Genomic DNA, 13,627 nt, shown 5'->3' on the forward strand with positions numbered 1-13,627 from the left:
TCCGTGCCGCCCTCGGACAGCCTTGTCCCCGGCCTGGACCGACCCGTCACGCCATCTGCCGCCGCACCAGCTCGTGCAGCCGGCCGCCCGTGTCCGCCAACAGCTGGGAGGGCGGGCCCTGTTGGGCGACCTTGCCGTCCTCCATGACGACCACGCGGTCGGCGTCCAGGACGGTCGACAGGCGGTGCGCGATGACGATCCGGGTCGCGTTGAGGGCCTTGGTGCTCTCGATCACCGTGCGCTGGGTCTCGTTGTCCAGGGCGCTGGTCGCCTCGTCGAAGAAGATGATGCGTGGCCGGCGGATCAACGCCTGGGCGATCATGAGCCGTTGACGCTGGCCGCCCGAGACCGCGCCGCTGCCCGCGACGATGGTGTGCAGGCCCATCGGCATCCGCTTGATGTCCTCGGCGAGGCCCGCCATCTCGGCCGCCGCCATCGCCTCCTCCGGCGTGAACGGCTCGGTGCCGCAGATGACGTCCAGGATGGAACCGGTGAACGGCTGCGCGTGCTGGAGCACCACCCCGCACTGCCGCCGTACCGCCGACTGGTCCAGGGCGCCCAGATCCTGGCCGTCGAAGAGGACGCTGCCGGAGACCGGCTTGTCGAAGCCGATGAGGAGGCGGAGCAGGGTGGACTTGCCGCAGCCGCTGGGGCCGACGATCGCCACGAACTCGCCCGCGCGCACCTCGAAGGACACGTCGTCGAGGACGAGGGGGCCGTCGTCGGCGTACCGGAAGGACAGGCGGCGGGCCTCGATCGCGCCGGACAGCTGCCCGGGGCGGGTGCTCGCGGTGCGGACCTCCGGGGCCGCGTCCAGGACCGGCCTGATCTCCTCGAACAGCGGCAGCGCGGAGACCACCGAGACGAAGGCACCGGTGAGTTGGGTGACGGAGGTCAGGACCATCGTCACCGAGGTGTTGAAGGTGAGGAAGGCGGCGGCCGACATCGAGCCGCGTGCCGGGCCGGCCAGCAGCATGAACATCAGCAGGGTGCAGACGGGCAGGTAGACCGCGCCCATCACCGTGGTGAGGTTCTTGATCCGGCCGACCCTCTGCTGGAGTTCACGGCTGCGCGCGAACTCGGAGGCCCAGGCCGCGTAGGCGTAGTTCTCGGCCGCCGCGACCCGCAGCTTCGGTAGTCCGCGCAGGGTTTGGAACGCCTGGTTGTTCAGCTTGTTGCTGAGCACGACCAGCTTGCGCTGCCAGCGCACCTGCCACAGGCCGAGCCCCAGGAACACGGCCGCGATCACCACGAGCATGCCGATCGCGGCCAGCGCCATCGAGGGGCTGTACCAGAACAGCAGCCCCAGGTTCATCGCGCCGACCGTCACCGACTGGGCGACGACAGGGCCAACTCCCGCCAGCAGACGGCGGATCGAGCTGATACCCATTGCCGCGCTCGCCAGCTCACCCGTCGAGCGCTCGGTGAAGAACTTCGTCGGCAGCCTCAACAGGCGGTCCCAGACGGCCGGTTGGAGCGTCGCCTCGATCCGGCCCTCCAGGCGGAGCATGGTGAGGTTCTCCAGCAGCAGGAAGGCCGCCGCCACCACACTCGTCACCATCACGGCCAGACACACCTGCACGATCAGTCCGGTCTGCGCCTTCGGCACGAACTCGCCGAGCACCTTGCCCGTCGCGATCGGCACCAGCGCCCCGATCGCGACCGTCACCAGTCCGCTGATCAGCAGGTTGGAGAGATCGCCTCCCGTGCCCTGCATGCTGAAGCGCAGCAGCCTCAGCGGGCTGAGCCGGTGCTCGGGCAGCGGGCGGTAGAACATCACCGCGCGCGGCTCGAACTCCTCCGCGTTCGCCTTCTCGATCGGCGTCTCGCGACCCGTCGCCGGATGTACGGCGACATAGCCGCCGCGCCGCCACAGCAGCGCGACCGGCGCCCCGGACAGCGCCCGATGGCCCACCAGCGGACCGACGTTGTCCCGCCACCAGCGCCCGTCGAGCCGTACGGCCCGCACCCGGACCCGGGAGGCGAGGGCGATCCGCTCGACCGGGTCCAGACGGTCGCTCTCGCTGCCGCTCTGCGCCGGCTCGGCGAGCGTGATGCCGGCCGCCTCGGCGACCAGCTTGCAGGCCGCGTACGACGCGTCGGCGTCCGCGGCCGTCGTGCGCCGTGCCGAGGACTTGCCGATCGACGCCAGCAGCGTCCGGTCGGCCTGCGCGCGGACCGCCTCACCGGCCTTGATGCCGGCGGCGGTTCGCGTCTCGTGAGTGCGCTCCAGCTGCTCGATCCACTTGTCCAGCGTGGACATCAGTCGGTACTGCTGGTCGACCATGCCCTGCCAGACCCCGGGGTCCATCAGCAGGTCGGCAGCCGCCTCCGCGCCGTACATCGACCCGTACTGCACGCTGCCCGGCGGCACCTGCATCCAGAAGACGTCGTCGTCGGTGAGCGCGGCGGCCCGCTCGGTCGCCATCGGCGCCTGGAAGAGGATGGACAGGCCGCGGCCCACGCCGAGGGCGAGGGCGTATTCGAGCGGGCTCGAAGTCGGCGGCACGTACTGGGGGTTGCCGTACTCGTCGTACGACCAGGTCTGGGTGTTCGCGGGCTGGTACAGCTCCCGCAGGTTGATGCGGTGCACCACGCAGTCCCGCAACGGGCGTGCCACCAGCGTGTGTTGGGGGCCGGCGACCGGGCCGAGCAGCAGGGAGCCCGCCTCCAGCCGGCCGAGGTGGTGCCAGTGCCCCTGCTGCACGGCGTCCACCGCGAACAGGTCGATGGCGCCCGACGCGACCAGCCACAGCACCTGCGGGCCTTCGAGGTCCAGGCGGTTGAAGCCGGTGCAGTCGATCGGCGTGCCCAGGGATCCCAGCGCGCCGAGGACCAGGTCGCCTTCGTGGACGGACGTCATCTCACCGCTCCTTGACCAGCGTGGCGTACGTGCCGCCGGCCGCCACCAGGGCGTCGTGCCGCCCGCGTTCCACGATCGTGCCGTGTTCGAGGACCACGATCTCGTCGCTGTCGCGCACCGTGCTGAGCCGGTGCGCGATCACCACGCAGGCGCAGCCGCGCTTGCGGAGGTTGTCCATCACGACCAGCTCGGTCTCCGCGTCCAGTGCGCTCGTCACCTCGTCGAGCACGAGGATGCTGGGCCTGCGCACCAACGCCCTTGCGATCTCCAGGCGTTGACGCTGACCGCCGGAGAAGTTGCGCCCGTCCTGCTCGACCCGGCTGTGGATACCGCCGGGCCGGCGCATGACCACGTCGTACAGGGCCGCGTCCCGCAGCGCCTCCGTCACCGCTTCGTCCGGGATCGACGGGTCCCACAGCGCCACGTTGTCGCGGACCGAGCCCTCGAAGAGGAAGACGTCCTGGTCGACGAAGGAGACGGAGGCGGCGAGCGCGCCGCGCGGGATGTCCTCCAGCCGGTGGTCGTCGATGCGGATCACGCCCTCCCAGGGCGTGTAGAGACCCGAAATCAGCCTGGACACCGTCGACTTGCCGCTGCCGGAGCCGCCGACCAGCGCCACCTGCTGGCCCGGTCCGACCGTCAGCGAGAAGCCGGTGAGGAGGGGCTTGTCGAGGGGGCTGTAGCCGAAGGTGATGTTCTCCAGCTCGACGTGCCCCTGAAGACGGCGGGTCGAGTCGGCGCCGCCCGCACGGGAGTAGAGGGGATCGGCCTGGAAGTTCTCGACGTCCTTGAGGCGGGCCACGTCGGCCGCGAAGTCCTGGATGCGGCCCGCGACGCCGTTGAGCCGGGTGATCGGCGCGGTGAAGCGGGTGACGAGTGCCTGGAAGGCGACCAGCAGACCGACCGAGATGCCCCCCTCCACGGCCCGCATGCCGCCGATCCACAGGATCAGCGCGCTGTTGAGCGAGGCGAGCGTCGGTGCGACCACGCCCAGCCAGGCGCTCGGCACCCCGAGACGCTGCTGCTCCTCCAGGGTGGTCGCGTGCTGTCCTGCCCACTTGCGGAAGTAGCCGTCCTCGCCGCCGGTCGCCTTCATCGTCTCGATCAACTGGAGCCCGGTGTACGCGGTGTTGGTCAACCGGGCGCTGTCGGCACGCAGTTTCGCCGTGCGGGTCGCCCGCAGCCGGATGACGACCCGCATGGCCACCACGTTCAGCAGCGCGACACCTATACCCACGTACGTGAGGTGGGGGTCGTAGGTGTAGAGCAGCACCGCGTAGAGCACCACGACCACCGCGTCCACGCCCGCCGCCGACAGATCGCGGGCCAGGGTCTCCGCGACGGAGTCGTTCGACTGGAGGCGCTGCACCAGGTCGGCCGGGCTGCGCTGGGAGAAGAACGTCACCGGCAGCCGCAGCAGATGGCGCAGGAAGCGGGCGCTGGAGAGGGTGGAGGAGATGATGCGGCCGTGCAGCAGGTTCGCCTGTTGCAGCCAGGTCAGCACCAGGGTGAGCAGCACACAGGTGCCCATGGACGCGAACAGCACGCCCAGCAGGGAGGTTTGACCACCTATCAGGAACATGTCGATGTAGGTCCGGCTGAGCGCGGGCATCGCCGCGCCGACCAGGACCAGCAGGAGACTCGACAGGACGGCGGCGGGCATCGTGCCCGCGGTGCCGCGCAGCCGGGCGGGCATCGCGCCCAGGACGCCCGGCTTGCGGCCGCCCTTCTCGAAACCCTCGCCCGGCTCCATGACCAGGACGACTCCGGTGAAGCTGGAGTCGAAGTCCTCCATCGGCACGAACCGGCGGCCCTTGCCCGGGTCGTTGATGTACACCCCGCGCCGGCCGAAGCGGCGGCCCATGCCGTCGTAGACGACGTAGTGGTTGAACTCCCAGAACAGGACGGCCGGGGACCGCACTTCGGCGAGGGCGGCGGTGTCCATCTGCATGCCCTTGGCCGTGAGGCCGTAACTGCGCGCCGCTTTCAGCAGGTTGCTGGCTCGCGAGCCGTCGCGGGAGACACCGCAGGCGATGCGCAGTTCTTCGAGGGGGATGTGGCGGCCGTAGAAGCCGAGGACCATCGCGAGGGAGGCGGCGCCGCACTCGACCGCCTCCATCTGGAGGACGGTGGGTGAACGGACCGTCTTCGCACGGCCCTTGGGCACCGGGCGCTTCGGCGGGGCGGAACGGCGCCGGGAACGGGTGTCCTGTGCGGGGCTCACGGCAGCAGCCAATCGAGGGGACGCTGATCGGCCAGCCGGATCGAGGCCGAGGCCATGGTCATGGAGGTGAGCGCGAACGGCGGCCCGTCGGCGGACGACCACTTGTAACCGCTCTTCGTGCGCGCCGACTTGTCGAGCTTCACCAGCACGGCCACCGGCCTGCCCTTCTTGGTGAACTGCTCGCCCAGCTGGCTGTCCCCGAGGAACGCGGCGATCTGCTGAGCCGACTCGGCGGACCGGTCCACGGCCTTCACATGGCCGCGCAGCACGCCGTAGGTCTGTGTCGGCACGGACGAGACGGTCAGGTCGACGGCGGCGTTGGCGGGGATGGAGGCCGCGTTCTCGGCGGGGACGTACACCGTGGCGTAGAGCGGGTCGGTGGCGCGGGCGACCTTCTCCACGGCGGCTACGTTCGCGCCGGTCTGGATGATCTGGCCGATGGTGGCGGCGAGCGCGGTGATCCGGCCCGCGGCGACCGTGCGCACGACGGAGTCGCCGTCGGCCGTACGGACCTGCAGGACAGGGGAGTTGGCCGGCAGCCGCTCGCCCTCCTGGGCGACGACGGCGGTGACCTGTCCCGCGACCGGGCTCTGCAGGATGTAACTGCCCTCCCCGTGCGTGAGGATGGCGGAGGCCCCGACCGTGGACGCCACGGAACCGGTCACCGCCCACACGGAGGCGGCGGCCACGACCACCACCGTCACACAGAGCACGAGCCAGCCCTGCGGACGCGCGAAGCGCACCGGAAGATCGAGCTCTTCGGGCGACTGGAGCTTGGCGAGGGCCTGTTGGCGGAACTGCACGGAACTTCCCTCACCTGTGGGAGAGATCTTCTACGGCACACGAATACGGCACCGGAAAGTCCCGGAGCCGGGAAACGGCTCCGGGACTCGGTGGAACAAGGCGCGATCAGAGACCGGCGACCAGGCTCGTGACCGGGGCCACGTTGATGCCGGTGGTGCCCTCGACCGTGCCGATGACCGAGTCGACCAGGCCGGAGACCGGGACAACGCCGTCGACCAGGCCGGTGACGGTGCCGAGGGCGTTCACGGACAGACCGCCGGAGACGTTGTCGAGCTCGGCGTCGGAGATCTCAACGGTCTCGACCTGGGGGGTGGAGTTCATGGGGGAACTTCCCTTCATATGGATATTCACAAGGGGGGAGCGGCCCCCTCTGGGGACAGACGACGGCCGCGACCGCAGGCGCCGGGCGCCGTTTCCGGAGCCCTGGTGGCTCCTGCGGTGCGATGGATCAAAGCACGCCGCTGACGGGACCAGCCAATCAAACTCCCGTCCCACCAGGGCACTTGAGCTTCAGGAGGCGCGAACCGTGCAGGCGTGGGCACGAGGTGTCGGCGAGTTCTTCACACGCTGCACGGCATCGCTCCGCACGAGGGCTTGCGGAGCCGAAGCGGAATCGGGCACTCCCCACCAAAGGCGTTGCCGGGGGCGTGTGCATGTGCAGATCCGTCGACTCCGGTGACTTGGTTGGGTACGCGCTGTGCAGATTCCCTGAAGCCGGGATTCCGTTCGCTGTTCTCGACGGACCGTTACTGATCGATCGCGTTCTGTTCCGGGTGGGGGAGTCGGCCAACCGAGCGTGTACGCGCGGCGGTTCGGGCGGTCACCGATTCGATCAAGACATCCGGCCGTTCGGCCGACACCGGCCGCGGAGGGCCCGCCGCGCCGTGCGCACGGGCCCGCGGCCAGCTCGTACCCCTCCCGGGTCAGTGCTTGGGCATGGCCGATTCGTGTTTTCGCAAAGGAAGTTGAGAAACGGAATTGAACACCTCACGTGACACGTGCGTATCAACGGGCATCCAGGCGCCCCCCATAAGCCGCCACCCCCGGCGGCACAGACCCCGGTCCCCAGGAGGTCGAGAAGTTTGAGTCACAAGCGAATTCCGAAGCGCAAGGCCGCGATAGCTGTCGGCGGTGTCGCTGCACTCGGAGCGGCGGCGATCCTGCTGCCGAACGCCAACGCGTCCCAGGACAACTCGGCAGGCGCCGCCACCCCCAAGACCCTCAAGGCGACGGGTGCCTCGGACCTCTCCTCGCAGATCGCCGGACTGCTCGGTGACGCCTTCGCCGGGTCCTACTACGACAGCGCCACCCAGCAGCTGGTCGTCAACGTGATCTCCGGCGACAACAACAACGTCGTCGTACAGGCGGAGAAGGCCGGCGCCAAGGTGCGCGAGGTGCAGAACAGCACCGCCGAACTCGCCGCCGCCGCCAAGGTGTTGAAGACCAAGGCCACCATCCCCGGCACCGCCTGGTCCGTCGACCCGAAGACCAACAAGATCCAGGTCCTCGCCGACAGCACCGTCACGGGCACCAAGTGGGACACCGTGCTGTCGACCGTCAAGAGCCTCGGCACGGACATGGCCACGGTCAAGAAGACCGGCGGCTCCTTCAAGACCCTGGTGTCGGGCGGCGACGCCATCTTCGCCCAGACCGACCAGGGCGGCGTCCGCTGCTCTCTCGGCTTCAACGTCACCGCGAGCGACGGCACTCCCGCCTTCCTGACCGCCGGGCACTGCGGTGTCGCGGCGAAGCAGTGGTCGGACACGCAGGACGGCCAGCCGATCGCCACGGTCGACCAGGCCGTCTTCCCCGGCAACGACTTCTCCCTGGTGAAGTACGACGACCCGGCCACCCAGACCACGAGCGACGTCAACGTGGGCAACGGCCAGACCGTCCAGATCACCCAGGCCGAGGACGCCACGGTCGGCACGCAGGTCTTCCGGATGGGCTCCACCACCGGTCTGCACGACGGCACGGTCACCGGTCTCGACGCGACCGTGAACTTCCAGAGCGAGACCGACCCCAACGGTGTCGACACCGTCAACGGCCTCATCCAGACGGACGTCTGCGCCGAGGCGGGTGACAGCGGCGGCTCCCTCTTCACCCAGGACGGCGGCGCGGTCGGCCTGACCTCCGGCGGCAGCGGCGACTGCACCAGCGGCGGCGAGACCTTCTTCCAGCCGGTCACCGCCGCGCTCACGGCGACCGGGGCCACCCTCGGCGACGCGGGCGCCGGCGCGGGCGCGGGTGACACCGCCACGGCGGACCCGTCGGCGACCGTGGCCGACCCGTCGGCCACCGACGGCACCGGGGACCAGTCCGGCGCCGTCGACCCGTCCGCGACCGACGGCACGGGCGACCAGTCCGGCGCCGTCGACCCGAACGCGACCGACGGTACCGGCGACGCCACTGGAGACGGCACGGGCACCGGAGCCGACGACGGCTCCTCGCTCACCTCGAACCACTGATCCGACCCCTTCCAGCGCGTCAGGTCGGCGGTGGATCGGTCCGGCCCTCCGGCGGGAGGGCCGGACCGCCCTGCGTGTACGTCAGTTCAGGGCCCGGCTACCGGGCCCGCAGCAGTAGCAGCGCCACGTCGTCGATCCGCTCCTGGGCGGCGGCGCTGTGCCGTACCAGCTCGTCGGCTATCTCCTCCAGCGGCAAGTCCCCGGCCGCCGCGAGGCGTTGGCCCAGTTCGGCCAGGGCGTCCTCGATGTCGACACCGGGGGACTCGATGAGCCCGTCGGTGTAGAGCGCGAGGACCGCGCCGGGCGCGAGATTCACCTCTGTCGTCGGATAGGTCGCGTCGGCGTCGATGCCCAGCAGCGGACCACCGGCCAGGTCCAGCACCCGCACCCGTCCGTCCGGACGGCGCAGCAACGGCGGCGGATGACCGGCCCGCGCCATCACGGCCGTACCGCGCGCGGGATCCAGCCGTAGATACAGACAGCTCGCGAACAGCTCCACGCCCAGGTCGATCAGCAGCCGGTTGGTGCTGCGCATGACGTCCTCGGGGGCCTGGCCGACGGTCGTGTACGCGCGGACGGCCGTCCGGATCTGGCCCATCAGACCGGCCGCGGTCACGTTGTGCCCCTGGACGTCGCCGATCACCGCCGCCGGACCCGAGGTGGTCACCAGGTCGTAGAAGTCGCCGCCGATCTCCATGCCCTGAGTGGCCGGCAGATAGCGGGCGGCGGCCTCGATGCCCGGCAGCGACGGCAGCGAGTGCGGCAGCAGCGCGGCCTGCAGTCCGTGCGCCAGCTGGTGCTTCGCGTCGTAGAGCAGCGCACGCTCCAGCGCCTGCGCGATCAGCCCGCCCAGACTCGTCAGCACCGCGCGCTCGTCCGCGGGGAACACATGCGGCTCGGCATAGGCCAGCACACAGGTGCCGACCGGCCGCCCGGACGCCACCAGCGGCAGATACGCCCAGGCCCCGAACCCGTCGGGGGTGGCGTTCCGGATCGGATACAGTCGCTCCAGGTCCTGGCGCGAATCGAAGAACGCGGGCACACCACTGTTCAGCGCGGCCGTCCCCGGCGTCGACTCGGTCAGCGCCATCCCGTCGAAACGCTCCACCACATGCGGATCGGGATAGCCCCGGTGCCCCAGCACATGCAGCCGCCCGCCCCGCGAACCGAGCACCACCAGCGCCTGACTGCCCACGGCCGGCGCCACCTCGTCCGCGATCAGCTGCACCACGTCCTCCACCCCCACCGCCTCGGTCAGCGCCCCCGCCAGACTCAGCACCTGGGAGATGGTCACAAGCCGCGACGGTCCCTCGTCCGGCCGCGGCGCCGCCCGGCCCAGCTCCGTCACCGCCCGCGCCCGGCTGATCCGCACACTCAGCCCGGTCGTGTTCGGATACATCCGGAACGACAGCCACTCGCCCGGTGGACGCAACGCCACGAACGACGTGACCTGCTGACTGAGCAGCGCGGCCCGGTAACGGTCCTCGTACACCGGGTCGTTGAGCCAGGGCACCGCCGCCCACAACTGCGTGCCCAGCAGACGGCTCACCGACATCCCCAGCAGTTCCCCGGCCGCCGCGTTCGCGAAGCCCACCCGCCCGTGCAGATCCAGCGAACACAGCCCGTACGGCAGCCTGGCCACCATCCGTGCCGCCTCGACCGTGCCCAGCGTCCCGGCCACACTCGTCGCGGGCCCCGTCGCCAGCAGATCGGGCTCCGCACGCGCCGGCCGGCGCTCCTCCACCGCCCGCTCCAGCCGCACCGCGAGCCGGTCGCAGGCACTGGTCAGCTGCTCGCGGTCCCGGTCGGACAGCACCGGCGGATGCGAACCGGGCCAGGTCACGAAGACCGAGCCGTACACCGTGGACCCCGTGGCCACCGGCACCGCCGCCAGCGCGAAGGGATACGGCAGCACCACCGCGATCCGCGGATAGCGGCGGGCCATGTCCTCCTCGCCGCCGACCCAGATCAGCCGCCGCTCGCGCACCGCCTCGGCGACCGGGATCGGCGCGCTCAGCCCCACCCGCTCCCAGGGCGCGGCGAACGCCCGGGGCAGACCCGCCATCACCGCCATCTCCAGCACCGGTTCGTCGGGCGTCAGCAGATAGACCGCGCCCGAGTGCGCGTGGACGGCGTCCATCATCGCGGCCAGCGCGAGCGACAGCATCGGCCGGCCGACCGGCGCCTGTCCGGAGACCTGCCGGGACAACTGCCCGTCGGACACGCCGACCACCTCCTCGCCCGGCCGTGCCGTTTCGGGGCCCAGGGTCAGGCTCCACCCTGGCGGCCCGACGCGCACGGCGAGCGTGCCGCGGCACTGAGGGCCATCTGGCCCCTCATCTCCACGGAACGGTCACAGGGGCTGCGCGGCAGCCGTATAAGCGCTGTAATTGCGGACGTGGTCAGTGAGGGCGCTGAGGGACGCAGAACGAGAACGCTGCGGGCCGAACTCGCGCTCAAAACGCTCACCACCGATCTCGACTCCCGCGAACGGCTGCGCCGGGTCCTCGAACAGGCCCTCGTCTTCGCCGGCGCGACCTTCGCCGGGGTGTACACGCCCGGTGACAACGCCGACCTGCTGTGTCTCGTCGAGTCGGTCGGTGTGCCGCGCACGCTGTACGGACTTCGCGACGGGTATCCGGCGTCCGGGGGAGCACCGGTCGCCGAGGCGCGGCGGGCCGGGCACCCGGTGTGGCTCGACCCCGGGGAACTGGCCGCCGGCGGCGACTCGCGACGACTGCCCACCGGGGAGTTCCATCTGGCGGCCCTGCCCGTGCGCGGGGACCGGGGCGGCGGCTGTCTGCTCGCGGTGAACGAGCACCCGGCCGGGTTCGACACCGACGACCGCGCCTGCCTCACGCTGATCGCCGAGGCGGTCGCGATCCCGGTCCCGGACGAGGCCGTGGCGGGCGAGGACCTGCCCGCGGGCTCCTTCGACCTGGCCATGGACACCGGACGGGTCGAGGTCGGCGGCGACATCCTGACGCTGTTCGGGCTCGGCCCGGACGACTTCGACGGCAAGGTCGAGACCCTCCTCGGACTGACCGTGCCGGAGGACCTGCCCTCGCTGATGTCCGTCGTCGAGGCCGACCACATGGCCATCGGCGACCGCGAGCTGGAGTTCCGGGTCCTGCAGCCCTCGGGACCGCCGAAGTGGCTGCGGCTGCGCGGACGGCTCCTGCCCGGCGGCGACGGTCGTCCCGCCCGCCTCGTCGGCACCGTCGGCGACGCCTCCCAGCTGCGCTCCGGCGTCAACGACGTGGCCCGCGTCCAGCGCCTCGCCGCCGCCCTCGCCATGGCCGGCACGGTCCGTGACGTCAGCCAGGCCGTGGTCGTCGCCCTGCGCAAACCGCTGCGCGCCGACCGGATCGCGCTCGCCGAACTGGAGGGCGACCGGCTCGTCGTCACCGTCCTGGACCCGCCCGAACCGGAGTCCTGGCCCGAGCTGTGGCGCCAGGAGTGGCGCAGCGAATGGCCCGACGCGCCCGTCCGCACCATGCCCACCCTCGCCGCCGCCCTGCGCGAGGGCCGCGCCGCGATCTGGCCCGCCGGCACCGACCTCGAACCCGCCCTCGCCGAGGTCGGACCGGGCGGCCTGGCCGTGCTGCCGCTGTCCGCCGGCGGCCGGGTGTCCGGGGCCTGTCTGATCGGCTGGGACACCCCGCACGTCTTCGGCCCCGACGAACGCGCCCTGCTCACCGCCTCCGCCGGCCTCGCCGGACAGGCCCTGATGCGCGCCCACGCCTTCGACGCCGAGCACGAACTCGTCGGCATGCTCCAGCGCCAGCTGCTGCCGCGCCGGCTGCCGAAACTCCCCGGTGGGGTCGCCGTCGCCCGCTATCTGCCGACCACGGCCGGTCTTGAGGTCGGCGGCGACTGGTACGACGTGATCCCACTGCCCGACAACCACGTGGCCCTCGTCATCGGCGACGTCCAGGGCCACAACGCGGGCGCCGCCACCCTGATGGGCCAGATGCGGACCGCGCTGCGCGCCTACGCCGTCGAGGGACACCCGCCCGACGTCGTCGTCTCGCACGCCAACCGGCTCCTCATCGACCTGGAGACCGACCTCTTCGCCACCTGCTGCTATGTCGACGTCGACATGGAGGAGGGCTCCGCCTGGTACGTGCGGGCCGGGCATCTGCCGCCCGTCCTGCGTCACCCGGACGGCGGTACCGAGATCCCCGACGTGGACGGCGGCCCACCGCTCGGCGTGGTCACGCAGGCCGACTTCCCGATGAGCCCGCTGCGGCTCCAGCCCGGCACGGTCATCGCGCTGACCACCGACGGCCTCGTGGAGTCCAAGGAGGCCGACATCGACGAGGGCCTGGACCGGCTCGCCCACGGCCTCGCCGTCTCCGACCCCGCCCACCTCGGCCTCGTCGCCGACGCCCTGCTCGGCAACGCCCGCCGCGACGACGACGTGGCCCTGCTCCTCATGCGCTACGACGGCCTCGCCACCCGGCCCCGGCGCGAGAACTGGACGGTGTGGCGCGTCCCCGAGGCGGCCCGGCACGCCCGCCGCTTCACCAAGCGCACCCTGCGCGTCTGGGGCGTCACCGACGAGGTCGACACCATCCTCCTGGTCGTCTCCGAGCTGGTCACCAACGCCCTGGTGCACACCGACGGGCCGGTCCGCCTCGACCTCACGCTCGTCAACCACCGGTTCCGCGTCGCCGTCGCCGACTCCTCGCCGCGCACCCCGGTGAAGCCGACCAGCATCGGCTGGGAGGCCACCGGAGGCCGCGGGATCCTCCTCGTCGAGGCCATGTCGGCGGCCTGGGGCACCGTGCCGGTGAGCGGCGGCAAACAGGTGTGGGCAGAGATCGCGCTCGACCGGTAGACGGCCGCACGGGTGCCCGTCGGGGTACGCAGCGGCAGGTCGGAGCGGCCGCAGGCGTTCCACGTGATGGGGTGCCTGTTTGTGGCACACACCTTCGAAGAACTGGTCGAGAAGCAGCGCGCGGCCGACCAGGCGCGCGCCAGGGTCAAGGAGATGCGGGACGCCCTCGGTGCCCCCGCCCACGAACCCTGGACCGAGGCGCAGACCGAGACCTACGAGACCGCCTGGCGGGCCTGGCGCGACCTGAGCCGTGACGTGCAGGCCGCGGTGGGCGAGTACGCGAAGGACGAGGGTCTGGACCGGGCCGAGGTCGTCGCGGACGTGGAGCGGGCGGCCGGTGATGTGTCCGATCCGCCGGGCGATTAGACACCTCCCGTCCCACCTATCGTTGGATGGTCGTAATAAACGAACATAGGGAGGAACGA

Annotated in this window: 8 protein-coding genes; 3 read left to right on the forward strand and 5 right to left on the reverse strand. The window is 71.3% G+C overall.

Annotation, left to right across the window (positions count from 1 at the left end; all coding sequences use genetic code 11):
• Window positions 1-46: 46 nt before the first annotated feature.
• The 4 genes from ACWDEW_RS26275 to ACWDEW_RS26290 all read right to left on the reverse strand — a co-directional run bounded on the left by ACWDEW_RS26275 (window position 47) and on the right by ACWDEW_RS26290 (window position 6,212).
• A complete protein-coding gene (locus ACWDEW_RS26275; RefSeq protein WP_450515532.1) occupies window positions 47-2,863 on the reverse strand; it encodes an NHLP bacteriocin export ABC transporter permease/ATPase subunit in 2,817 nt (938 codons plus the stop codon).
• A 1-nt stretch (window position 2,864) separates the two neighbouring features.
• Window positions 2,865-5,087, reverse strand: coding sequence for an NHLP family bacteriocin export ABC transporter peptidase/permease/ATPase subunit (locus ACWDEW_RS26280; protein WP_450515534.1), 2,223 nt, complete (start codon window positions 5,085-5,087; stop codon window positions 2,865-2,867).
• Window positions 5,084-5,890, reverse strand: a complete 807-nt coding sequence (locus tag ACWDEW_RS26285; RefSeq protein ID WP_450515536.1) for an HlyD family efflux transporter periplasmic adaptor subunit — start codon at window positions 5,888-5,890, stop codon at window positions 5,084-5,086. The genes ACWDEW_RS26280 and ACWDEW_RS26285 overlap by 4 nt, the downstream gene beginning before the upstream one ends.
• Before the next feature lie 106 nt (window positions 5,891-5,996).
• Entirely contained in the window at window positions 5,997-6,212 is a 216-nt protein-coding gene (locus ACWDEW_RS26290; RefSeq protein WP_450515538.1) for a type A2 lantipeptide, read from the reverse strand.
• Between the two features lie 761 nt (window positions 6,213-6,973).
• On the opposite strand from ACWDEW_RS26290, the gene ACWDEW_RS26295 reads away from it, so the two are divergent.
• Entirely contained in the window at window positions 6,974-8,359 is a 1,386-nt protein-coding gene (locus tag ACWDEW_RS26295) for a S1 family peptidase (protein WP_450515539.1), read from the forward strand.
• A gap of 97 nt (window positions 8,360-8,456) precedes the next feature.
• Here ACWDEW_RS26295 and ACWDEW_RS26300 read toward each other — a convergent pair whose 3' ends face one another.
• The gene (locus ACWDEW_RS26300; RefSeq protein WP_450515578.1) at window positions 8,457-10,592 is read right to left on the reverse strand and encodes a SpoIIE family protein phosphatase; all 2,136 of its coding nucleotides are present in this window, start codon (window positions 10,590-10,592) and stop codon (window positions 8,457-8,459) included.
• 165 nt (window positions 10,593-10,757) lie between these two features.
• Between ACWDEW_RS26300 and ACWDEW_RS26305 the strand changes: the two genes are divergently transcribed.
• Complete coding sequence (locus ACWDEW_RS26305; protein WP_450515541.1) at window positions 10,758-13,202, forward strand: SpoIIE family protein phosphatase; 2,445 nt, start codon at window positions 10,758-10,760, stop codon at window positions 13,200-13,202.
• A gap of 81 nt (window positions 13,203-13,283) precedes the next feature.
• Complete coding sequence (locus tag ACWDEW_RS26310) at window positions 13,284-13,568, forward strand: hypothetical protein (RefSeq protein WP_450515542.1); 285 nt, start codon at window positions 13,284-13,286, stop codon at window positions 13,566-13,568.
• The last annotated feature ends 59 nt before the right edge of the window (window positions 13,569-13,627 follow it).

The sequence above is a fragment of the Streptomyces sp. NPDC001100 genome, from assembly GCF_053598575.1.

What these genes read in the sequence shown, in the direction of transcription:
- ACWDEW_RS26290 (WP_450515538.1), bottom strand. Translation starts at nt 6,212, where the DNA reads ATGAACTCCACCCCCCAGGTCGAGACCGTTGAGATCTCCGACGCCGAG.
- ACWDEW_RS26275 (WP_450515532.1), bottom strand. Translation starts at nt 2,863, where the DNA reads ATGACGTCCGTCCACGAAGGCGACCTGGTCCTCGGCGCGCTGGGATCC.